This is a genomic window from Sinomonas sp. ASV322, from assembly GCF_030908245.1.
Classification (GTDB): Bacteria; Actinomycetota; Actinomycetes; order Actinomycetales; family Micrococcaceae; genus Sinomonas.
On sequence record NZ_JAVFJJ010000028.1, the window covers coordinates 1 to 21,671 of the forward strand.

The window sequence follows — 21,671 nt, forward strand, 5'->3', positions numbered from 1 at the left end:
GGTGACAGTTCTGCCTCAGGACATCGGTGACGGTTCCGGGGTTCTTGGTGGTGACACTTCTTTCGCTCTGATGGGCTGGTGAAGAAGAACTCCACTGTCGATCCTCGTATCCGTCTCGCGATCTCTCAGTGGCCGGAGAACGCGCCTCGGGGTGCGGTGACGACGTTCTGCGCCGAGCATGGGATCTCGCGGAAGACGTTCTATGCGATCCGCGCCCGGGTCGCCGCGGACGGGCCGGCCGCGGCGCTGGAGCCCAGGTCGCGGCGCCCGAAGAACAGCCCGGCCAGGCTCTCGGACGATGTGAGGCAGCAGGCCATCGGGGTGCGGGCGGCGCTGGAGCGCTCCGGGCTGGACCACGGTCCGATCAGCGTGCACGAGAAGATGCGTTCCATGGGCCTGGCATCGGTGCCCTCGCCGGCGTCGCTGGCACGCATGTTCCGCCAGGCAGGGGTCGCTCGGGCCGAGCCGAGGAAGAAGCCGCGGGCCGCGTTCCGCCGGTTCGTGTATCCGGCGCCGAACGCGTGCTGGCAGCTGGACGCGACGGAGTACGTGCTCGCCGGCGGGCGCAAGTGCGTGATCTTCCAGCTCATCGACGACCACTCCCGCTACGCGGTCTCATCGCACGTGGCCCGGTCGGAGACGGCGGAGGCGGCCATCGCCGTGACAAGGAAGGGGATAGCCGCCCACGGGGTGCCGCAGCGGCTCCTGACCGACAACGGCAGTGCGCTGAACCCGATCCGCCGGGGCGTGATCGGCCAGCTGGTCATCTATGTGACCTCCCTCGGAGTCGAGCCGATCACGGGCAGGCCCAACAAGCCCACCACCCAGGGCAAGAACGAACGCTTCCACCAGACCCTCTTCCGCTGGCTGGACAAGCAGCCCCTCGCCGAGACGATCGACCAGCTCCAGGAACAGGTCGACGCGTTCGACATCATCTACAACACCCAGCGCCCGCATCAGGGCCTGCCCGGCAGGATCACCCCCCTGCAGGCCTGGGAAGCGACCCCGAAGGCCGAACCGCCCAGGCCGAGGCCCGCACCGCCCGAGCCCACAGTCCCGGGACGCGGCGCCGCCGCGGCAACACGCATCCGCCCGGGAGTGGAAGGGACGGCCACCCGCGTCGTGCCCGCCAACGGCGGCATCACGATCCGCGGCGTGAAGTTCCAGATCGGCAGCGCCAGGACCGGACTCCAAGTCCACATCGTCTGGGATCCCGAAGGGATCGCGTTCTTCGACCACCAGGGCACGCTACTGATCGAGCACCTATGGCCGGCCAAAGGAATCACCTACGTCAGCAACGGCCGCCCCGTCGGCACAAGGCCCCGCACCGACGAAACTGTCACCGATGTCCTGACACAGCAACTGTCACCGATGTCCTGAGGCAGAACTGTCACCCATCTCCCGAGACATCACAGAGCACATCGGTGATCGTGCCCCCCACCCAGCTGTTCATGCCGAACACGGCCCGCGCCGGGCCGATCGCCCATTCCTGAAGCCGCTGCCACGCCGAGGGCCGGTGCACGGGCGCGCCAAGGGCCACGAGGGAGCGGCAGCGGTCCGGGTGCGAGGCGGCGAACAGGATGCCTGCGTGGCCGCCGAGGGCGTTGCCGACCCAGTCCACTGGGTCAGTGATGCCGAGGCTGTCGAGGACGGACACCGCGGCGTCGGCCACGTCGCCGATCGAATAGCGGCGGCCGGGGTCGCCGCTACGACCGTGCCCGGGGGCGGTGATGATAATCAGTCGGCGGTCCTCGGCGAGGCGCGCGCGTATCCGGTCCCATGATCTCGAGTCGACGAACAGGCTGTGCATGAGGACCGCAGGCGCCCCGCGGCCGTCGATGGCAATCTCGAGCGGGCCCGCCTGGGTGGAGATGATGTGAGTTGACATGGCCTCTCCTTGACACTGTCAACCTCGGCTGTGCCTACAATGATCCACCGGCAGATTGACAGTGTCAACCGCAGAAAGGGGTGAATCTGTGCAGGATGGGACTGGAACCGGGGATCTGAGGTCACGCCTGGTCTCTGTGGCGCTCGCATTCCTCGAGCACACACCGCCGGAGCGTCTGAGCATCCGGGAAGTAGCGCGGGCCGCCGGGGTGAGCCATCAGGCGCCGTACGTGCACTTCGGCGGCAAGCGTGGATTCCTCGCGGCGGTTGCCGGAGTCGGCCTTGAAGCCGCTGCCCAACGGGCCGGAGCCGCCGTCGAGGTGGCGGGGCCCGACCCCGATGCGCGCATCCACGCCCTCGTGGACGCCTACCACGGGTTCGCGACCCAGCAGCCCAACCTCCACGACCTGGCCTTCGGCCCACTCGTCGCGAAGGCGGACCATCCGGATCTCCAGCGGGCAGCCGCCCATTATTGGCGCGTGCTCCAGGGGGTCGTGGAGGCAAACCAGCCGGCCGGAGTTCGGCCGGGCGAGGTCCTCAATCGGTGCAGCGCGTGCTGGGGACTCATCCACGGTCTCGGCCGCCTGAGCTCGATGGGCCAGATACCGCAGATCGTGCCCGGCGACCTCCACACACTCATGCACGCGGGGATCGAGACTCTCCTCCGCGGCTGGAACGCATGACCAACGGGTGGCGCATAGAGTTGACGGGTGCACGACGACACCGCTGCTACGCGGGAGTTTCCCTACGAAAGCCTCCGCCGCTTCCCCGACGTCGAGGCTCCTAATCTGCAGGCCTGGGACGCCACGGACGAGCTCTTGGCCGAACGCGGCATCGCCGAGGCCGCCGAGCGTTCGCTCACAGGGAGCGAGATTGCGGTCATCGGGGATGCCTACGGCGCGATCTCGCTGCGCCTCGCGGCGGCCGGGCTCACGGGCGTGCGAGTCCACGAAGACCTCGTGACGGGCCGCGAGGCCTTTGCCCGCAATGCGGCAGCCCTGGGCCTCGGCGGCCTGCAACTTCCGTGCGAGCTCGACCGCGAGCTGCTCGACGGCGCGCGGCTCGTGCTCCTCCAGCTCCCGCGGGGACTGGCCGAGCTCGAGGAGATCGCGGACGCCGTCGCGCGGTGGGCGGCGCACGACGTCGTCGTCGTCGCCGGCGGGCGCGTCAAGCACATGACACTTGCGATGAACGACGTCCTTGGCGCGTGCTTCGGCGACGTCCGCGCCGAGCTAGCCGTGCGGAAGTCGCGCCTCATCGTCGCCGGGGGACCGCTGCCCGTCCCGGATCGCCCTCCGTTCCCCGTGGCTCAAGCGCACGACGACGTCGGCCTCACCCTGTGCGCCCACGGCGGCGCGTTCGCTGGCGCCCGCCTCGACCTCGGGACGCGCTTCCTGCTGGGCTTCCTCGACCGCATTCCGGCCGGTGCCGCCGTCGACCTCGGCTGTGGGACGGGCGCGCTCGCGGCCGCCTACGCCCGCGCGCATCCGGGCGCCGCGGTCATCGCGACGGATCGCTCGGCGTCCGCCGTCCGCTCGGCCAGGGCGACGATGGAGGCGAACGGCATCGCGGATCGAGTCGCCGTCGAGCACGACGACGCCGCCTCCTCGCGCGCGGAGGGCTCGGCCGACGTCGTGCTCCTCAATCCTCCGTTCCACCTAGGGGCGAGCGTGCACGCGGGTGCCGCCCTCAAGCTCGTCGACGCGGCCGCGCGGCTCCTGCGGCCCGGCGGCGAGCTGTGGACCGTCTACAACTCGCACCTCGACTATCGTCGGCAGCTCGAGGACGCGGTCGGGCGGACCTCGGTCGAGGGGCGGTCGCGCAAGTTCACGGTCACGCGTTCGGTCAGGCGTCCTCCGCAGGCGTGACGCGGTCCGCGGACCTGGCACCGGAGAATTCTGCGAGCAGTTCCCGGAGCGTGAAGTCGCCGTTCGTCGCGAAGGCCGGGTCGTTGCCCGCGATGGCGACGCTCAGGAGCCCGAAGTTGAGCGCCCACGCGGCGGCACGCTCCCACGTGGCCGCGTCGCGCGGGCGGGCCTTGTGGACGGCGGCGACGAACTCGCGCCGCCGCGGCGCAGGATAGAGCTGCCACGCGACCGCGAGATCCACGGCGGGGTCACCCGCGCAGAGGTCCCCGAAGTCGATGACGCCCGCGAGCGAGCCGTCGAGCGCGAACAGGAGATTGCCCGGGTGGAGGTCGCCGTGGACCCAGACGGGCGGTCCATCGTACGCCGGGGCCGCGGAAAGCCTGTCCCACAGGGCCACGAGCCGTGCATGGTCCGGCCGGTGCTCGACGAGGTCGAGCCGCTCGCGCACCCGCCCGTCGAGCGCGCCGATGTGGAGGCCGCGGAACGGGTTCTCGGGCGCCTCCGGGGGAGCGGCGGTGTGCAGGACTCCGAGGAATCCGGCGAGCTCGCCGACGCCGCCGCGTTCGGGCGCGGGAACCTCGAGGCCGGGCGTGCCCTCGGTCCACCGGTAGACGCTCCAGTCCCATGGGTAGCCCCGGCCAGGACGCCCGCGGCGCACCGGGACGGGCAGCGCTACATTCGTCCGCTCGGCGATCGAACCCACGAAGCGCAGCTCTGAGAGGACGAGCCCAGCCGCGAGTTCGCGCCGGGGGAGGCGCACCGCAAGCTCGTCGCCGAGCCGGAAGACGACGTTGTCCCAGCCCTCGGCGGCCGGAACGAGGGGGAGCGTCGCGAGATCGGGGTGCTGCTCGTGCAGGAGGCCGCGAACCAGCTCGGCGGTGATGATTGCTTCTGCCTCGGGCACGCGCGACATGCGATCTCCTCAGCATCTGCTCAGCCTCGGTTGCGTCCAAACAGGGTAACGTAAACGAAAGGATTATTTATGTCTCGGCCGAGAGAGGACCCTGTGACGGAGCAGCCACGTCAGCCAGCGCCGCGGCGCGGCACCAATCTGCCGCGCATGGGAGACTTCAACCTGACGGTCATCCTCGATGCGATCCGGCGTTCGGAAGCCGGAATGAGCCGAGTCGAGCTCGCGCAGCTCGTCGGCCTCTCGCCCCAGACGATTTCCAATATCTCCCGCCGCCTGCTCGACCAGAAGCTCATCGTCGAGGCGGGGAAAGAGGGCTCGGGGCCGGGCAAACCACGCACGATCCTCCGTCTCAACCCCTCGGGCATGTACGCGGTCGGGGTGCACCTCGATCCCGCGCTCATCACGGTCGTGCTCCTCGACCTCGTGGGATCCGTCGTCGAGAAGCGCACCTTCGTGACCCCGCAGAGCCACGAGCCGGCCGAGATCGTCGCGGCAATCGCCGAATGCGTCGAAGAGCTCATCTCGCGCTCGGGCGTGAGCCGCTCGCTTATCGCGGGCCTCGGCGTCGCCGCCCCGGGCCCGATCGACCTCGACCGCGGCGCCGTCGTCGGGCCGCCCCTGCTCCGCGGCTGGGTCGACGTCAGGCTCCAGGACATGGTCCAAGCGGCGACGGGCCTCCCGACGACCGTCGACAAGGATGTCACGGGTGCGGCCGTCGCGGAGATCTGGGCCGGCGGCCCCGGCGGCTCGGGAAACTTCGTCTTCTTCTACCTTGGAACCGGGCTCGGCTGCGGGCTCGTCCTCAACGGCGAGGTCTACCGCGGAAGCTCGGGCAACGCGGGGGAGATCGGGCACATCATCGTCGACCCGGACGGCCCTGTATGCAGCGACGGCTGCGGCATGCGCGGAACCATCGGAACCGTCCTCGAGCCTCAAATGCTCGTGAGCCAGGCCGTCGTCGCCGGCATCCTGCCCATGCTCCCCGCGAATCCGACGGCGCGCGAGTTCCAGGCGGCGTTCGCCCGCCTCTCCGAGCTCGTGCGTGAGGGCAACGAAACGGCGATCGGCATCATGAGCACCGCGGCCCGAAGCCTCGCGTGGGGCGCCTCGGTCGTCGGCAACCTCGTCGACGTCGAGCGCCTCGTCTTCGGCGGGCCGTTCTGGCAGCCGGTCGCCGACTTCGTCTTGGACGTGCTCCCCGACATGGTCAACAACCTCCTCGCGACCCGCGGCATCCACCGTGTGGACCTCGCGGGAACACGCTTGGGTGAGGATGTCGGCGCCGTCGGCGCGGCATGCCTCGTGCTCGAGCGGGCCCTCGCGCCGCGAGCGGAGCGTCTGCTCCTCGAGGGCTGATCTGAAGGGCGGCTCGCAAGCCGCAGGAGCACTTTCGGCGCGTTGCGCGTCACGCGGCGTCATGCTCGGCCGCGCATGTAGCAATTGGCCACATTCGACGCCATGAGCGCCAGCGGCTTGAAGCACGAGCGCCGTCTCTCTAGTCTCGTAACCAGTTGCCTCCGCAACGTGTCAGCGATCCCCGCCTCACGGGGATGTGGGTGCCCCCGTGTGGGTCTGACATTTGCCGCAGGAGACTGACATCTAGGGGCCCCGCCGCGGCGGTGCCTGAAGGTCAGTGCGCCCTGCGTTCCTGAATACCCTTCACTCGGCGCCGGATCATGTCCGGCGTCGGCACGCATCGGATCCTAGGAAAGCAAGTGTCCCCACCTACCCTCATCGACGCTCCGTCGACCCCGACGGAAACACCCGTCGCCCTCTCGTACGAGCTCTTCCCTCCACGCAGTGACGCGGCCTCCGCGACGCTGTGGAAGACTATCCGCGAGCTCGAAGGCACCGCGCCCGACTACGTCTCCGTGACGTACGGGGCGAGCGGCTCCAACCATGACACGGCCCTCGATCTCGTCGATCGGCTTCAGCTCGAGACGACCCTGCGCCCACTAGCGCACCTCACGTGCGTCGGCGGCACGCCCGAAGAGCTCAGCACGACAGTCAACGCGCTCGTCGACCGCGGCGTGCGAGGCATCCTCGCGCTCCGCGGAGACAAGCCCCGCGATGGGCACGTTCCGGCGGGCAGCCTGCGCTACGCCCAGGACCTCATCGAGCTCATCCGCCGGGTCGAGCTCCGCCGCTCGGCGCAGTTCGCGGCGGGGAAGGTTGCGATCGGCGTCGCCGCGTATCCGACGAAGCATCCCGAGTCGCCGAGCGAGGCCCACGACATCGAGGTGCTCCTCGCCAAGCAGCGTTCGGGCGCGGACTTCGCGATCACGCAGGTCTTCTTCCATGCCGAGCAGTACGCGTCCCTCGTGCACCGGGCTCGACGCGCGGGGGTCACGATCCCGATCATCCCGGGCATCATGCCGCTCACGAGCCTGCGGCGCATCCTCAAGCTCTCCGAGCTGAGCGGTGTCGCACCGGACGCCGCGCTCGTCGACCGGATGCACGCAGTGGGCGACGACAGCGGCCTGGCCCGCCAGATCGGTGTCGAGGCGAGCGTGGCTCTCGCCGAAGCCGCGCTCGACGCCGGCGCCCCCGGCCTGCACCTGTACACGTTCAACGAGCACGAGAGCGCCCTCGAGGTGCTCGCACGGCTCGACCTCCCGCGGCCTTCAAGGCCGTCCCTGGCCCGCCGCCAGGCAAACTGACCCCCTGACTGACCTGTCACCGACGAAGGACTCACGATGACCTCATCTACCCTCCCCACCGCCCACAAGAAGTTCCCGACCGCCACCATCCTCGGCTACCCGCGCATCGGGCGCCGGCGCGAGCTCAAGAAGGCCGTCGAGGCCTACTGGGCCGGCAAGAGCAGCGCTGCCGAGCTCGAGGCCGCCGCCGAGGGCATCCAGCTCGCGACACTGCGCCGCCTCGCGGAGCTCGGCCTGACCGAGCCGTCCGCGATCCCGGGCACGTTCTCCTACTACGACCAGGTCCTCGACACCGCCGTCGCCCTGGGTGCCGTCCCCGCGCGTTTCGGCTCGCTGCACGACGGCGAGGGCCGACTCGGCCTCGACGCGTACTTCACGCTCGCCCGCGGCAACGCCGAGCAGCAGCCGCTCGAGATGACCAAGTGGTTCGACTCGAACTACCACTACCTCGTCCCAGAGATCGGCCCGGAGACGAGCTTCTCGCTCTCCTCCGAGCGCGTCGTCGACGAGTTCCGCTTCGCGAAGGCGAATGGCGTCGTGACCCGCCCGTACCTTGTGGGTCCCGTGACGTTCCTCCTCCTGAGCAAGCCGTCCGACGGGGCTCCCGCGGACTTCGATCCGCTCTCGCGCCTCGAGGACGTCCTTCCCGTCTACGCCGAGCTCCTGGCCCGCCTGGGCGAGGCCGGTGCCGAGTGGGTCCAGCTCGACGAGCCGGCCCTCGTCGCGGACCTCGACACCCCGGCGCTCGAAGTGAGCGACGCCGTCGAGCGCGCGTACTCCGTTCTTGCCGCTTCGCACGCAGCGGTTGCCGGCCGCCCGCAGATCCTGCTCTCCGCCCCGTACGGCGGGCTCGGCGCGCAGACCGCCGTGGTCGCCGCGACCGGTGTCGAGGCCGTCGCCCTCGACCTCTTCAAGGGCGCCGTGCCGTCGGCCGCGGACCTCGCTGCCTTCGCGGGCAAGACCGTGGTCGCCGGCGTCGTCGACGGCCACAACATCTGGCGCAACGACCTCGCGGCCTCGGCCGCCAAGCTCGACGCCCTTCGTTCCGCTGGTGCCCATGTCGCGGTCAGCACGTCGACGTCGGCCTTCCATGTCCCGCACGACGTCGAGGAGGAGACCCAGCTCGACGCCGGCCTCCGCAGCTGGCTCGCGTTCGCCGACCAGAAGGTCGCCGAGGTCGCGACGCTCGCCGCCTACCTCGCCGACCCCGCGTCGGCCCAGGCAGCCATCGACGAGGCGAGCCGCGTCATCGCGTCCCGCGCCGCAGCGCCGGGCGTGCGCCGCCCCGAGGTGCGCGAGCGCACGGCGGCCCTCACAGACGCCGACTTCTCGCGGTCCGACTACGCGGTCCGCGCCGCGGCCCAGGACGTCGAGCTGAACCTCCCGGCGCTCCCGACGACGACGATCGGCTCGTTCCCGCAGACCTCCGAGGTCCGCGGCGCGCGTGCCCGCCTCAACAAGGGCGCGATCGACGCCGCCGAGTACGAGCGGCTCATGAAGGACGAGATCAAGCGCGTCGTCGACCTGCAGGAGGAGCTCGGCTTCGACGTCCTCGTGCACGGCGAGCCCGAGCGCAACGACATGGTCCAGTACTTCGCCGAGAACCTCGACGGCTTCGACGTCACGGTCCACGGCTGGGTGCAGTCCTATGGCTCGCGCTGCACGCGCCCGTCGATCCTGTGGGGCGACGTCTCCCGTCCGGCCCCGATCACGGTCCCGTGGGCCGAGTACGCGCAGTCGCTCACGGAGAAGCCCATGAAGGGCATGCTGACGGGCCCCGTCACGATCCTCGCGTGGTCGTTCGTGCGCGACGACCAGCCGCTGGGCGAGACCGCGAACCAGGTCGGCCTGGCCCTCCGCGACGAGATCGCGGACCTCGAGGCCGCGGGCATCAAGGTCATCCAGGTCGACGAGCCGGCCCTCCGCGAGCTGCTCCCGCTCCGCCGCGCCGACCAGCCCGCGTACCTCGACTGGTCGGTCAAGTCGTTCCGGCTCGCGACCTCGGGCGTGGTGGACGCCACGCAGATCCACACGCACCTGTGCTACTCCGAGTTCGGCGTGATCATCGACGCGATCGACGGCCTCGACGCCGACGTGACGTCGATCGAGGCGGCCCGCTCGCGCATGGAGGTCGTCCACGACCTCGAGTCCCACGGCTTCGGCCGCGGCGTCGGTCCGGGCGTCTACGACATCCACTCGCCGCGCGTCCCGTCGCAGGCCGAGATCGAGGAGCTCCTCAAGACCGCCGTCGCGCACGTCCCGTCGCGTCAGCTCTGGGTCAACCCGGACTGCGGCCTCAAGACCCGCGGCTACGCGGAGACGGAGGAGTCGCTGCGCAACCTCGTCGAGGCCACGAAGGCAGCTCGCGAGGTCATCTCAGCCAACGCGTGAGCGTGGCCACCGGCCGGTGAGGAGCTGGCCACTCGTTAGCCAAGAGCTGGCCACTCGTCGAGAGGACGACGAGTGGCCAGCTCTTGCGCGTCGATTGGCCAGGTCCGCCTGACGAGTGGCCAACTCACTAGTCCCAGTTGACCTCGTCATCCACGACGCCGTCTTCGTCGGCCGCCGCGACGAGGACCTCGTCCGTGAAGCCCTGGCCGAGCGTGAAGTCGAGCACGAAGTAGCGCTCGGGCTGTCCCGGGAAGATCCCGACGCGGGAGAGCCGCAGGGCGCGGACGAAGTGGTCGTCGTCGACCTCGTCAGACCGTTCGACGCCGAACAGCTCGCGGATCTTCCCGTCCTCGAGGTTCTGGCAGTGGAAGTGCCGGTATTCGACCACGGAGGAATCCTCGTCTTCGAGGTCCTGGGCGATGCGCTCTCGCGCCGCCTCGATGAGCTCGGGCAGGAAACGGAGGCGGTAGTCGACCTTGTGGACTTCGGCCTCGTCGAGCCGCTCGTGCTCGCCGATGCTCAAGTCCAAGTCGATCGGCACGCCGTCGTGCTCATACCGGCCCGAGATGATCCGTTGCCCCGCCGGCGTGAGGGCGATTTCCCCGAAATGCCGGCTGACTGCCGTCTCCATGACTAAAAGATAGTCCTCGCCCACCCCGCAGACCAGCGTGTCGGGCCGGTGCGGGATACCGAATGCGGTGTTACGCGAGGGGGGCGCGACGGCTCTACCGGCGCCCCGCGCCGGGGCTGCGAGCCTGGATCGACTTGAGCGTCTCGGAGACGAGGTCGAGGAAGAGTCCCGTCTGCGTGTCGGTGGAACCGCCGGGGCGCAGCGCGAAGATGTTGCGAGCGAGCCGGATCTCGGGGACGTCGACGACGACGACGCCGTCCGGCCGGGTCTGCAGCGCGAGTTCCGGGACGAGCGTCGCGCCGAGGCCCGACGAGGCGAGGCCGAGGCTCGCGTTGAAGTCGTCGCAGTAGCCGACGACGCGCGGTTCGAGGCCGCAGCTCGCAAAGAGCCGATCGATGACCGTCGCGTCGCTCGTGCCCGGATGATGGACGATCCACGGCATGCCGCCGAGCTGGCGCGCGGTGACCTGGGCGCCGTCGGCGATGCCCCACGAGGCGGGCAGCACGACGCAGAAGGGATCGTCGCCGATCCATTGCCGCTCCATCGTGTGCGGCCAGGCGAGTCCGCTCTGACCCACCTGGTAGACGAGGACGACGTCGAGCTCGCCTCCCGTGCGGAGCCCCCGGATCGTGTCGCCGGGCTCGGCGATCGAAACGTGGAGGTCGAGCCCGAGGTGCCGCCAGCGCTCGTTGCGCAGCACGGAGGGGAGGACGTAGGTCGCGAGGCTTGGGAAGATCCCGAGTCGCAGGCCTCTTCCGGCGGCCTCGGCCGCCCGGGCGGTCGCCGCCTTGAGCGCGTCGATGTCCGTGAGCACCTTGGTCGCGTGGCGCGTCATGACGACGGCGGCCTCGGTGGGGGTCACGCTCTTGGCGGAGCGGACGAAGAGCTGCACGCCGGTCTCCCGCTCGAGCGCGGCCATCTGCTGAGAGACGGCCGATGCCGTATAGCCGAGCTGCTGGGCCGCGGCCGCGAAGGAACCCTGGCGGACGACCTCGAGGAGTGTCTGAAGGTGGACGGGGTTCACCATCTCGGACCTCCTGGGGTCACACCTGCGGAATGTGGAGAAAACGGGGCCCGGCGCGGTGGCCGGACCTCTTGATCAGAGTACGGCACAAGGTGAGGTGCGCCACGCCGTCCGCGACACGCCGACGGCGAACGACACGAAAGATTTTTTCTGTGTGCAGACGGCGTTTCCACAGCTTGTGGATGGCGGCCCGAGAAGGCCGGAAAATCGCGGGTTTGGGTGTGGGTTTACTGTGCAGTAAGTGTGGACTCATGGCGTGATGAATGACATACTTGTAAGACATCATCTTGGGGTACACAACGGCGCCGACCACTACATGTAGTGTGGTGACACGCCAAGGCAGTCCGATCTTCGGGAAGGCTGCCGGCCAGTCGGGCGACCTCACGGGGCCGCAGCCAGCTCAAGTCTTCCAGGAGGGAAGGAACCATGAACGTCACGGTCTACACGAAGCCTGCTTGCGTGCAGTGCAACGCCACTTACCGTGCCCTCGACAAGAAGGGCATCGCCTACCAGAGCGTCGACGTCACCCAGGACCCGGAGGCCCTCGATCGGCTCAAGGCCATGGGCTACATGCAGGCGCCCGTCGTGGTCACCGATGGCGGCCACTGGTCGGGCTTCCGCCCCGACAAGATCGAGGAGCTCGCGCAGGCGGGGACCTCGTCCGCGTCGGTGGCCTGACGCCGTCGTACGTTTCGCTCGCAGGGGGTGCTGAGATGACCACCTCGATGGTCATGCCCACGTCGGGTGCGCATGCATCCGACGTGCAGGCCGAGCCCCGCCTCGTGTCGAGCCGACTCATCTACTTCTCGTCTGTCTCCGGCAACACGCATCGCTTCGTGGCCAAGCTCGGCCTCGACGCGGAGCGCATCCCGCTCCATCAGCACGATCAGGCCATCCGCGCCACGGAACCGTTCGTGCTGATCGTCCCGACCTACGGTGGGACCGGGGGGGCGGGATCCGTGCCGAAGCAGGTCATCAGATTCCTCAACGACCCGCAGAACCGATCCCTCATCCGAGGGGTCATCGGTGCGGGGAACACAAACTTCGGGGACAACTACTGCGCCGCGGGCGACGTGATCGCTGTCAAGTGCAAGGTCCCTCACCTCTACCGTTTCGAGCTCATGGGCACGCCCGACGACGTCGCCCGGGTCACCGAAGGATTGGACGCATTTTGGACACGACTGTCGCAGAACCCGCAGTAGCGGCTGCTGTTGACCCCAAGGAACTGCCGGCGAAGTACAAGGGCCTGGGCTATCACGAGCTCAACGCGATGCTGAACCTGTACGGCGAGGACGGCAAGATCCAGTTCGACGCCGACCGGTACGCGGCGCGCCAGTACTTCCTCGACCATGTCAACACCAACACGGTGTTCTTCCATGACCTGGACGAGAAGCTCGAGTACCTCCTCAAGAAGGACTACTACGAGCGGGAGACGCTCGACCAGTACACGATGAACTTCATCCGCGAGCTGTTCAGCCGCGCGTACAAGAAGAAGTTCCGGTTCGAGACGTTCCTCGGCGCGTTCAAGTTCTACACGTCGTACACGCTCAAGACTTTCGACGGCAAGCGCTACCTTGAGCGCTACGAGGACCGCGTGTGCATGGTCGCGCTCCACCTCGCGCGCGGCGACGAGCAGCTCGCGACCCAGCTCGTCGACGAGATCATCGCAGGCCGTTTCCAGCCCGCCACCCCGACGTTCCTCAACGCGGGCAAGAAGCAGCGCGGCGAGCTCGTCTCGTGCTTCCTCCTGCGCATCGAGGACAACATGGAGTCGATCGCGCGCGGCATCAACTCGGCCCTCCAGCTTTCGAAGCGCGGCGGCGGCGTGGCACTCTCGCTCACGAACATCCGCGAGCACGGTGCTCCGATCAAGCAGATCGAGAACCAGTCCTCGGGCGTCATCCCCGTCATGAAGCTCCTCGAGGACTCGTTCTCCTACGCCAACCAGCTCGGCGCACGCCAGGGCGCCGGCGCCGTGTACCTGCACGCCCATCACCCGGACATCTACCGCTTCCTCGACACGAAGCGAGAGAACGCGGACGAGAAGATCCGCATCAAGACGCTCTCCCTCGGCGTCGTGATCCCGGACATCACGTTCGAGCTCGCGAAGCGCAACGAGGACATGTACCTGTTCTCGCCGTACGACGTCGAGCGCGTGTACGGCGTGCCGTTCTCCGATGTCTCGGTCACCGAGAAGTACTACGAGATGGTCGATGACGCGCGGATCAAGAAGACGAAGATCAGCGCGCGCGAGTTCTTCCAGACCCTCGCGGAGATCCAGTTCGAGTCGGGCTACCCGTACATCATGTTCGAGGACACGGTGAACCGGGCCAACCCGATCGCCGGCAAGGTGACCATGAGCAACCTGTGCTCGGAGATCCTGCAGGTGTCCTCGCCGTCGATCTACCACGAGGACCTCACGTACGCCCAGGTGGGCAAGGACATCTCGTGCAACCTCGGCTCGATGAACATCGCGAAGACGATGGACTCGTCCGACTTCGGGCTCTCCATCGAAACGGCGATCCGCGCACTCTCCGCGGTGTCCGACATGAGCGACATCCAGTCAGTGCCGTCCGTCGCTGAGGGCAACGCGAAGTCGCACGCCATCGGGCTCGGCCAGATGAACCTCCACGGCTACCTCGCCCGCGAGCGGGTCCACTACGGCTCCGAAGAGGGGCTCGACTTCACGAACATCTACTTCTACACGGTGCTGTTCCACGCGCTGCGGGCCTCAAACCTGCTCGCGCAGGAGCACGGGGCTCCGTTCGGCGGGTTCGAGAACTCGAAGTACGCGTCGGGGGAGTTCTTCGACAAGTACACCGAGCAGGAGTGGGCGCCGACCACGGATCGCGTTCGCGAGATCTTCGCCGAGGCGAACGTCCACATCCCGACGCAGGACGACTGGCTCGCGCTCAAGGCCTCCGTCATGGAGCACGGCATCTACAACCAGAACCTCCAGGCGGTCCCGCCGACGGGCTCGATCAGCTACATCAACAACTCGACGTCGTCGATCCACCCCGTCGCGTCGAAGATCGAGATCCGCAAGGAAGGCAAGATCGGCCGCGTCTACTACCCGGCCCCGTACCTCACGAACGACAACCTGGAGTACTACCAGGACGCGTACGAGATCGGCTACGAGAAGATCATCGACACGTACGCCGCCGCGACCCAGCACGTGGACCAGGGCCTCTCGCTCACGCTGTTCTTCAAGGACACCGCGACGACGCGTGACATCAACAAGGCCCAGATCTACGCGTGGCGCAAGGGCATCAAGACGCTCTACTACATCCGGATCCGCCAGCTCGCCCTCGAGGGGACTGAGGTGGAGGGTTGCGTCAGCTGTGCGCTTTGATAGTTGACTCTCGTTTCGCTCGAAAGGACCTCCCATGACTCCCGAGAAGCTCAAGCTCCTCGACCACGTCCAGGCGATCAACTGGAACCGCATCCAGGACGAGAAGGACGTCGAGGTGTGGAACCGCCTCGTGAACAACTTCTGGCTGCCCGAGAAGGTGCCGCTCTCCAACGACGTGCCGTCGTGGGCGACGCTCACCCCGCAGGAGCAGCAGCTCACCATGCGCGTGTTCACGGGCCTCACGCTCCTTGACACGATCCAGGGCACCGTCGGCGCTGTGAGCCTCATCCCGGACGCGATCACGCCGCACGAGGAAGCGGTCTACACGAATATCGCGTTCATGGAGTCGGTCCACGCGAAGAGCTATTCGTCGATCTTCTCGACGCTGTGCTCGACGAAGGAAATCGACGACGCGTTCCGGTGGAGCCTCGAGAACGAGAACCTCCAGCGCAAGGCGCACATCGTCATGGACTACTACCGTGGCGACGAGCCGCTCAAGCGCAAGGTCGCCTCGACCCTGCTCGAGAGCTTCCTGTTCTACTCGGGCTTCTACCTGCCCATGTACTGGTCATCGCGGGCGAAGCTCACGAACACGGCGGACCTCATCCGGCTCATCATCCGGGACGAGGCCGTGCACGGCTACTACATCGGCTACAAGTTCCAGCGGGGGCTCGAGAGGGTCTCCGAGGAGAAGCGCCAGGAGATCAAGGACTACACGTTCGAGCTCCTGTTCGAGCTCTACGAGAACGAGGTCCAGTACACGCACGATCTCTACGACCCCGTCGGCCTGTCCGAGGACGTCAAGAAGTTCCTGCACTACAACGCCAACAAGGCACTCATGAACCTCGGCTATGAGGCCATGTTCCCGTCCTCCGTCACGGACGTGAACCCCGCCATCCTCTCGGCGCTTTCGCCGAATGCCGATGAGAACCACGACTTCTTCTCGGGGTCCGGTTCGAGCTACGTGATTGGCAAGGCCGTGAATACCGAGGATGAGGACTGGGACTTCTAGTCTTCTCTTCGCAGAGTGTGAGATAGAGGTCTAGTTGCAAGCTTGGGCCTCTATCTGCAAGAAATGGGCGGCCTATCTGCAAGAACTTGCAGATAGGCCGCTCATTTTCACTATTCAGAACTGGCGTGCCGGCGTTGCGACCACTGTTTGAACCCGCCGACTAGCCGTGTTGGTCGAGCGCAGCGAGCAGGCGCTTTACCGATCCGCCGAGGTTCCACGCCGAGGCGAGCCGTTCGAGCTCGAGGCGGGGGCCGTCGTCGACCGCGCGGAGCCGTGCCCCGGCGGCGTCGAGCGCGGGGAGGTCGAGGTCGCGGACCACTTTCACCACTGCGGGAGCCACCTCGAGGTAATCGGCGGCTGCGTTGAGCTTGGCCCGCATCGGGGCCGGCAGTCCACTGTCGGGATCCTCGGCCGCTTCGAGGAGGCCCTCGAGCGTGCCGAAGCGCCCGAGCAGGGTAGCGGCGGACTTCTCGCCGATGCCCGCCACGCCGGGGAGCCCGTCCGAGGCGTCGCCACGGAGCACCGCGTAGTCGGCGTACTGCTCGGGCAGCACGCGGTACTTGCCCACTACGACGGCTTCGGTGACGGTCTCGAGGTTCTTCATGCCGCGCGCGGTGTAGACGATCCGCACGTCGCGGGCGTCGTCGACCACCTGGAAGAGGTCGCGGTCGCCGGTCACGACATCTACTGGGAGCGTGGCATGCTCGGCATAGCTGCCGATGACGTCGTCTGCCTCGTGCTCCGGGGCGCCGACGACGGCGATCCCGGCGAGGCCCAGCACGTGGCGGATCAGCGGGATTTGGGCGACGAGGCCTGCAGGGACGGCCTCGACGTCGGAGCCGTCCGCGACGTTCCGCTCGACGCGGTGGGCCTTATAGGAGGGAATGAGGTCCACGCGCCAACGCGGGCGCCAGTCGTCGTCCCAACACGCGACGAGGTGGGTGGCGCCGAAGTCCACGGTGAGCCGGGCGATCATGTCCAGCAGTCCACGGACGGCGTTGACCGGCGTCCCGTCCTCCCGCCGGATCGACTCGGGCACCCCGTGGAAGGCGCGGAAGTACAACGAGGCGGTGTCGAGGAGCATGAGGCGCTCGGTCATAGCCCATCCTGACATGGTCGCCGCGTGGGCAGGATGGTCAACGGCTCTTGGTGCGACCTGCACATCGTCATCTGGGGCCCGGTGGATGCGACAACCTCCCGGGCGATCCTTACGATCCTCGCTGCCTGAGGCGCTTCCCCTGGTCACCTCCGACAAGCGTGGCCATCGTCGACGGAATGCACGAACTGCGGAGCTGCCGACGGAGGGGCGCAGATCGCCGTGGCCATCGGTGGCGATTCGGCGTAGCGTCCGCTGGATACCGGGCCGTCGAGCGCTGCCGCTGAGCGTGATGCCACCGGGATCATGCGGTGTTCAGCCATCCACACGCGGGAGCATGCCAGCGATGAGGTTGCGAGCGGTGATGCCGGTACGCGTCGCGGGGACCAGCAACGCGGCGGCCAAGGCAAAGCCCCGCTGGCGCGGGCCGCTCGCCTTGCGGTGGCGGGTCTCATAGGCGCGGAACGCGGCGGCGTGGTCGTTGGGCGTGGCGGCCAGAGACTCGGCGAAGGTTGCTGCTCCGATCATGGCCAGGCTGGACCCGTCTCCGAAAAGGGACACGCAGGAGGCCGCATCCCCGAGGAGTGCCACCCGGCCGCGCGACCAGACCGGCAGCCGAACCCGGCTGATCGAGTCGAAGTACAGGTCCTGAACGGCGCGCAGGCGGTCCAGGAGGTCCGGGATGTCAGGCGGATGCCAGCTGTCGTCGGCGTAGGCGTCGAGGACGACCCGCTTGTGGGCTTCGGTGTCGCGATGGCCAAGGTCGGGGATGGCCGGCCTGCGGAAGATGAAGCCGACTCCTGCTTCGCCGCGCACCGGGTGCACGGTCAGAGAACGACCCGGCGCGTTGTACATGAGGACGGTGGTCGGGTCGGCGGCGGGGCGATCGAGCGGCAGGGTGGCGATGTACAGGCCGAGGTGGTGGACGAATTCCTCCTCAGGGCCGAACACCAACGCACGCACGCTCGAGTGCAGTCCGTCGGCGCCGACGATCAGGTCGAATCGGCGCGGGGCGGTGCGGCGGAAGGTGACCTCAACCCCGCCGGCGTCCTGGCGCAGCGCGGTGATCGAGTCGCCGAACAAGAACTCGGTGTCGTCGCGAGCGGCGTCGCTGATGATGGCTGCGAGGTCGTTTCTTGGCACCTCGACTTCGTCACTGCGTGGCCGGCCCAGCCGCAGCGGACCAATCGGGCGGCCGCTGTCGGTGACGAAGGCAAAACCGGTCGCGAAGGTGGCGGCTTCGCGCAGGCCCGGCATGATTCCCATCCTGCTGGCAATCTGGGCGGCCTCGCCGCGGACGTCGACGGGGTTGCCGCTCGAACGCAGATCCTCGGCACGCTCCACAACCGTCGGGTGGAACCCATATCGCGCCAGCCAGTACGCCAGAGTCGGTCCAGCGATACCGGCACCGCAGATCAACACCGAGGACCGATGCATGCCCGCGATCCTACTCCCGCTCGCGGCCAAACCCTGCTGGCGCGGTCCTCTCCGAGATGGGCAACTTGCCCAGCGGCGCTTCGTCGTCGTTCGGCACGGCAAAACCTCTACGACAAGAGACCGCGTACTTGAGGATCAGACGTGCAACAACGCCGGAATCGCGCTCCGCGCACCCTCCGCGAGCGCCGCCTCCCACTCCTCGCGGTCCAGAGTCCCTTTCAGCGCCGCGCGGGCCTCGTCTAGTTCCGGGATGGCATCTCGGCGCGCGTCGTCGAGGCGGACGGCTGCGGCCTCGGCGGCGCCAAGAAGCACCGCTGCCGCGCGGGGGCCCTTCCGTGTCAGCGCGCACGTGGCCAGCAGCGCCAGCGCGGTGGTTAACTCGTAGGCGTCCGTGGTGGTGGCAGCGATCCCTGCGCTCTCGATCAGCAGCCCGACCGCCGCACTCGAGTCTCCGCGCAGCGCGGCCGTTTGGCCTAGGCCCAGCAAGCAGCGGGCGGCGCATCGCCGGTCCCCAATGCGCCGGAACCCACCAAGAAGCAGCCCGAAGCCGGCTGCCGCCGCCACCCGGTTGCCAGTTCTGAGGTCGAGCCGCGCTCGGAAAAGGTCTGAGTGCAGCAGCTCGTGCTCGTTGCCGGTGGCCAGCGCGAGCGCACGGGCCTCCTCGAGCCAAGCACTCGCCTCGTCCAGCCGTATCCCGGCGTCCACGCAGCGATGAGCCATCTGGTTCAGGCAGTTGGCCCGCTTGACCTGATCGCCGTGCTCTCCGAATAGCGCTGCAGCCCTGAGGAGGGTCGCCACTGAGCGGGGTGTCGCTTCCTCGCCGAGGCCAAGGCCCTCGAGTGCGAGCGCTTGGTGCCAGCGGTCGCCGAACGCGGCGAAGTTCTGTTCCGCGGCCTCGAGTTCGGACTGACCAGACCCCGAACCTTCGTGGTACCCCAGAGCCCAGCCCAGAGCCAGCTGCGTCAGTGCCGCGGTGGCGCTGTCGCCGTCGGCGGCCAGCACAGCCCCCTGGCGGGCCCTGTCCAGCGCCGCTCCCGTGTCCTGGCAACAGAGGACGACGGCGGCGGCGGCGCAGGCGCCCGCGTTCAGTGCCGCCGGTGGCGGCGACTTCTCCAATTGGTCGAGCCAGTCGAAGATCTCTCGCCTGACCCCGAGGGTCTCCCAGCCCATCCCGATGCCAGCCAGGAACGCCCAAGCATCCGCGGTCCGGCCGCCGTCGAGCGTCCAAGACATCGCGGTGCGCAGATCCGGCCACCTTTGCTCGAACCAGGAGAGTGCCCGGGGCTGGTCCGGGCCACGGAGCCCCTCCGCCAGCTCGAGAGCATGGTCCAAGTGGTACCGGGCATGGCGCCCGGCCAGCAGCTCTGACTCGCCGCGCTCCGCCAGCCGGGCGGCGGCCGCGTGCCGCACGCTGTCCAGCATCCTGAAGACCGTGATGCCGCCGACCGTTCGCGCCGAGACGAGGGAATGGTCTACGAGCTGGGGCAGCAACCGGCGCACGTCGGGGCCGGTGAGCGGAGGGGTGGCTAGGACCTGTTCCGCGGTGTCGTAGTCGAAGTCCGCCGGGAATACCGAGCATCGTTCGAAGAGGAACAGCTCTTCGTCGGAGAGGAGCTCAAGGCTCCACTGGAGGGCGGCTTCCAGGGTGCTGTGCCGCGTGATGGCACCGCCGGGTCCTGCAATGAGAAGTGCCTCGTCGAGGTGGGCAAGCAGTTCCTGGGGCGTGAGCGCACGAAGGCGGGCCGCTGCGAGCTCCAGCGCGAGCGGGAGACCGTCGAGATGTTGGCACAGGGCCGCCACGGCGCCGGCATTCTCGGGGTTGACGGAGAAGCTGGCCAACGAGCTCGCGCCCCGCTCGGCGAACAGCCGGCCTGCCGACGATGCCAGCACCTCGGCCGGGTCGTCGGTCTCGGACGGCACGGAAAGCGGGCCCAACTCGTACAGGGCCTCGCCCTCGACGCGAAGCGGCCGCCGGCTCGTTGTCAGGACTCGCAGGGCCGGGCAGTGCGGCATCCACTCGCGGAGCAGCTCGGCGAGGGCTTCGACGACGTGTTCGCAATTGTCCGCCAGGATCCACGTCTCGCTCTCCCGGAGGGCCTCGGTGAGGCGGTCCGGGAGGCTGCCGCCTCCATGCTCGAGTCCGAGCGAGTCCGCGACGAGGCCCGCAACGTCCCCCTCTGGCGGCAGCGAGGCGAGGTCGATGAGAAGCGGAATCCCGCGCTCTGAGCCGGCGGCCACCTCGAGAGCCAGACGGGTCTTGCCCGTGCCAGCGGGTCCGGTGACGGTCACGAGTCGGTGGAGCGTCAGGAGCTCCGACAGCCTCGCCATCTCCTCCTCGCGCCCGATGAATGAGGTCAGCTGGCGCGGAAGCGTCCACGCTGGGACCCCAGCACGGTTCAAGAGCTCGGCTGCGGCAGCTAGGGAGAGCCGATCGCTCCCGCCTAGCTTGCGAAGCAAGGCCGAGACGTGGCTCTCTACGGTGCGCTCTGACACGAATAGTTGTGCGGCAATCTCGCTATTGCGCAGCCGCAGCCCCACCAGACGGAGCACGTCCAGTTCTCGCTGCGTGACGCCAGCGTGCCGCAGAGTCGCAGGAACCTCGCCCACGCTCATGGATTCATGATGGCACATGCGGGCTTCGGAAATCCGTACTGAACACGGATGTGGGTGGTCCCCACACGCGGTCGAATAAAGGAACAGGGAACACCATTTCAGAGAAAGGCACGACGATGACCGCCATCGCGCAGCTTCAGAGGACCCTCAGTGTCAGCGGGCTTCGCATCGAGCATGTCGGCGCGCTGCTGATCCGGGATATCGAGGCCGGCATCGAGCGACTCCGCGACAGCCTGCGGCGGTCCTGGGCGGCGGCTGCCGAGATCGACCAGTCCTTCGACCGTCGCAATGAGGACCTGCGCCAGCTCATGGCCGTGGGCGCGCCGCGGCTGCCTTAGGACCCCATCCTCCAGAAGAACACGTATTCCTTAGGGATCGGCGTTTGGAACAGCACCGGCCAACGCGCTGGGGCTGTTCTGCGTTCTCGTGCTTTGGAATCGGGGTTATAGGACAAAACGTGGGGATGGGATTGGCCTGGATCCCAGTGCTGGCGCGGGAAAATCGGGGTCGTCTTACTCTGTGACCCTTAGGCGTGAGGGTTGCTTCCAATTCGACGTCCTGCCGGGTATGCGGGTCCGTCCTGGTAAAGAACGGGCGGACCGCCGCGGGGACGCAGCGGTGGAGGTGCGTCTCGTGCCGGGCCGGGACCACTCGTCGGCGCCCCGACCTGTCCCGCAGGCACGAGCTCGAGGCCTTCCTCGGCTGGCTGCTGGGAAAGGACACGCAGGCCGAGGCCGGCCTGGGCCCCGACCGCTCGTTCCGGCGCGTCACGGCGTGGTGCTGGAAC

18 protein-coding genes and 1 pseudogene are annotated in these 21,671 nt (G+C 68.2%); 12 read left to right on the forward strand and 7 right to left on the reverse strand.

The genetic code is table 11. From position 1 onward, the window contains the following. Positions 1 to 156 precede the first annotated feature (156 nt). Positions 157 to 1,380 (forward strand): IS481 family transposase, encoded by a 1,224-nt coding sequence (locus tag RBS12_RS19865; RefSeq protein WP_307967914.1) that lies wholly within the window; start codon positions 157 to 159, stop codon positions 1,378 to 1,380. A gap of 10 nt (positions 1,381 to 1,390) precedes the next feature. Here RBS12_RS19865 and RBS12_RS19870 read toward each other — a convergent pair whose 3' ends face one another. Then, positions 1,391 to 1,888, reverse strand: a complete 498-nt coding sequence (locus RBS12_RS19870) for an alpha/beta fold hydrolase (protein ID WP_307967900.1) — start codon at positions 1,886 to 1,888, stop codon at positions 1,391 to 1,393. A 136-nt stretch (positions 1,889 to 2,024) separates the two neighbouring features. On the opposite strand from RBS12_RS19870, the gene RBS12_RS19875 reads away from it, so the two are divergent. After that, entirely contained in the window at positions 2,025 to 2,570 is a 546-nt protein-coding gene (locus tag RBS12_RS19875) for a TetR/AcrR family transcriptional regulator (protein ID WP_307967901.1), read from the forward strand. A 27-nt stretch (positions 2,571 to 2,597) separates the two neighbouring features. Then, positions 2,598 to 3,755: a methyltransferase gene (locus RBS12_RS19880; protein WP_307967902.1), complete on the forward strand. Its 1,158-nt coding sequence runs from the start codon at positions 2,598 to 2,600 to the stop codon at positions 3,753 to 3,755. On the opposite strand, the gene RBS12_RS19885 is transcribed toward RBS12_RS19880, so the two are convergent. Next, positions 3,733 to 4,668, reverse strand: a complete 936-nt coding sequence (locus tag RBS12_RS19885) for an aminoglycoside phosphotransferase family protein (RefSeq protein ID WP_307967903.1) — start codon at positions 4,666 to 4,668, stop codon at positions 3,733 to 3,735. The two genes, RBS12_RS19880 and RBS12_RS19885, sit on opposite strands and share 23 nt — an antisense overlap. A 147-nt stretch (positions 4,669 to 4,815) precedes the next feature. Here RBS12_RS19885 and RBS12_RS19890 point away from each other — a divergent pair, with 147 nt between their 5' ends. The 3 genes from RBS12_RS19890 (at position 4,816) to metE (ending at position 9,719) form a co-directional block, all read left to right on the forward strand. Then, on the forward strand, positions 4,816 to 6,024 hold the full coding sequence (locus RBS12_RS19890) for an ROK family transcriptional regulator (RefSeq protein WP_307967915.1): 1,209 nt from the start codon (positions 4,816 to 4,818) through the stop codon (positions 6,022 to 6,024). 359 nt (positions 6,025 to 6,383) lie between these two features. Then, positions 6,384 to 7,328: a methylenetetrahydrofolate reductase gene (locus RBS12_RS19895; RefSeq protein WP_307967904.1), complete on the forward strand. Its 945-nt coding sequence runs from the start codon at positions 6,384 to 6,386 to the stop codon at positions 7,326 to 7,328. 36 nt (positions 7,329 to 7,364) lie between these two features. Then, positions 7,365 to 9,719 carry a 5-methyltetrahydropteroyltriglutamate--homocysteine S-methyltransferase gene (gene metE / locus RBS12_RS19900; RefSeq protein WP_307967905.1) on the forward strand — a complete coding sequence of 785 codons (2,355 nt, stop codon included), beginning with the start codon at positions 7,365 to 7,367 and terminating at the stop codon, positions 9,717 to 9,719. A gap of 127 nt (positions 9,720 to 9,846) precedes the next feature. Here metE and RBS12_RS19905 read toward each other — a convergent pair whose 3' ends face one another. Then, entirely contained in the window at positions 9,847 to 10,350 is a 504-nt protein-coding gene (locus RBS12_RS19905) for a DUF2004 domain-containing protein (protein WP_307967906.1), read from the reverse strand. A gap of 94 nt (positions 10,351 to 10,444) precedes the next feature. Beyond that, positions 10,445 to 11,377 (reverse strand): LysR family transcriptional regulator, encoded by a 933-nt coding sequence (locus RBS12_RS19910; protein WP_307967907.1) that lies wholly within the window; start codon positions 11,375 to 11,377, stop codon positions 10,445 to 10,447. 423 nt (positions 11,378 to 11,800) lie between these two features. Here RBS12_RS19910 and nrdH point away from each other — a divergent pair, with 423 nt between their 5' ends. From nrdH to nrdF, 4 genes are read left to right on the forward strand one after another with little or no spacing between them, the layout of a single operon-like run. Next, positions 11,801 to 12,052 (forward strand): glutaredoxin-like protein NrdH, encoded by a 252-nt coding sequence (gene nrdH, locus RBS12_RS19915; RefSeq protein ID WP_307967908.1) that lies wholly within the window; start codon positions 11,801 to 11,803, stop codon positions 12,050 to 12,052. Positions 12,053 to 12,105: 53 nt separating this feature from the next. Beyond that, complete coding sequence (nrdI, locus tag RBS12_RS19920) at positions 12,106 to 12,576, forward strand: class Ib ribonucleoside-diphosphate reductase assembly flavoprotein NrdI (RefSeq protein WP_307967916.1); 471 nt, start codon at positions 12,106 to 12,108, stop codon at positions 12,574 to 12,576. A gap of 23 nt (positions 12,577 to 12,599) precedes the next feature. Continuing rightward, positions 12,600 to 14,726 (forward strand): class 1b ribonucleoside-diphosphate reductase subunit alpha, encoded by a 2,127-nt coding sequence (gene nrdE, locus RBS12_RS19925; protein ID WP_307967917.1) that lies wholly within the window; start codon positions 12,600 to 12,602, stop codon positions 14,724 to 14,726. Between the two features lie 34 nt (positions 14,727 to 14,760). Then, on the forward strand, positions 14,761 to 15,738 hold the full coding sequence (gene nrdF / locus RBS12_RS19930) for a class 1b ribonucleoside-diphosphate reductase subunit beta (RefSeq protein WP_307967909.1): 978 nt from the start codon (positions 14,761 to 14,763) through the stop codon (positions 15,736 to 15,738). A 160-nt stretch (positions 15,739 to 15,898) separates the two neighbouring features. On the opposite strand, the gene RBS12_RS19935 is transcribed toward nrdF, so the two are convergent. The 3 genes from RBS12_RS19935 to RBS12_RS19945 all read right to left on the reverse strand — a co-directional run bounded on the left by RBS12_RS19935 (position 15,899) and on the right by RBS12_RS19945 (position 20,884). After that, positions 15,899 to 16,837, reverse strand: a complete 939-nt coding sequence (locus tag RBS12_RS19935; protein WP_307967910.1) for a 5'-3' exonuclease — start codon at positions 16,835 to 16,837, stop codon at positions 15,899 to 15,901. 312 nt (positions 16,838 to 17,149) lie between these two features. After that, a complete protein-coding gene (locus RBS12_RS19940; RefSeq protein ID WP_307967911.1) occupies positions 17,150 to 18,271 on the reverse strand; it encodes an FAD-dependent monooxygenase in 1,122 nt (373 codons plus the stop codon). Positions 18,272 to 18,406: 135 nt separating this feature from the next. Then, positions 18,407 to 20,884 (reverse strand): LuxR C-terminal-related transcriptional regulator, encoded by a 2,478-nt coding sequence (locus tag RBS12_RS19945; RefSeq protein ID WP_307967912.1) that lies wholly within the window; start codon positions 20,882 to 20,884, stop codon positions 18,407 to 18,409. 116 nt (positions 20,885 to 21,000) lie between these two features. Between RBS12_RS19945 and RBS12_RS19950 the strand changes: the two genes are divergently transcribed. Both RBS12_RS19950 and RBS12_RS19955 read left to right on the forward strand, forming a co-directional pair. Beyond that, a complete protein-coding gene (locus tag RBS12_RS19950) occupies positions 21,001 to 21,222 on the forward strand; it encodes a hypothetical protein (protein WP_307967913.1) in 222 nt (73 codons plus the stop codon). Positions 21,223 to 21,416: 194 nt separating this feature from the next. Then, positions 21,417 to 21,671 (forward strand): annotated as a pseudogene (locus RBS12_RS19955) (IS256 family transposase); the annotation flags it as partial.

Excerpts from the sequence above, each read along its gene's own strand:
- RBS12_RS19870 (WP_307967900.1), bottom strand. The coding sequence starts at position 1,888 with ATGTCAACTCACATCATCTCCACCCAGGCGGGCCCGCTCGAGATTGCC.
- RBS12_RS19885 (WP_307967903.1), bottom strand. The coding sequence starts at position 4,668 with ATGTCGCGCGTGCCCGAGGCAGAAGCAATCATCACCGCCGAGCTGGTT.
- RBS12_RS19890 (WP_307967915.1), top strand. The coding sequence starts at position 4,816 with ATGGGAGACTTCAACCTGACGGTCATCCTCGATGCGATCCGGCGTTCG.
- metE (WP_307967905.1), top strand. The coding sequence starts at position 7,365 with ATGACCTCATCTACCCTCCCCACCGCCCACAAGAAGTTCCCGACCGCC.
- RBS12_RS19905 (WP_307967906.1), bottom strand. The coding sequence starts at position 10,350 with ATGGAGACGGCAGTCAGCCGGCATTTCGGGGAAATCGCCCTCACGCCG.
- RBS12_RS19910 (WP_307967907.1), bottom strand. The coding sequence starts at position 11,377 with ATGGTGAACCCCGTCCACCTTCAGACACTCCTCGAGGTCGTCCGCCAG.
- nrdH (WP_307967908.1), top strand. The coding sequence starts at position 11,801 with ATGAACGTCACGGTCTACACGAAGCCTGCTTGCGTGCAGTGCAACGCC.
- nrdI (WP_307967916.1), top strand. The coding sequence starts at position 12,106 with ATGCCCACGTCGGGTGCGCATGCATCCGACGTGCAGGCCGAGCCCCGC.
- nrdF (WP_307967909.1), top strand. The coding sequence starts at position 14,761 with ATGACTCCCGAGAAGCTCAAGCTCCTCGACCACGTCCAGGCGATCAAC.
- RBS12_RS19935 (WP_307967910.1), bottom strand. The coding sequence starts at position 16,837 with ATGACCGAGCGCCTCATGCTCCTCGACACCGCCTCGTTGTACTTCCGC.
- RBS12_RS19940 (WP_307967911.1), bottom strand. The coding sequence starts at position 18,271 with ATGCATCGGTCCTCGGTGTTGATCTGCGGTGCCGGTATCGCTGGACCG.
- RBS12_RS19945 (WP_307967912.1), bottom strand. The coding sequence starts at position 20,884 with ATGAGCGTGGGCGAGGTTCCTGCGACTCTGCGGCACGCTGGCGTCACG.
- RBS12_RS19950 (WP_307967913.1), top strand. The coding sequence starts at position 21,001 with ATGACCGCCATCGCGCAGCTTCAGAGGACCCTCAGTGTCAGCGGGCTT.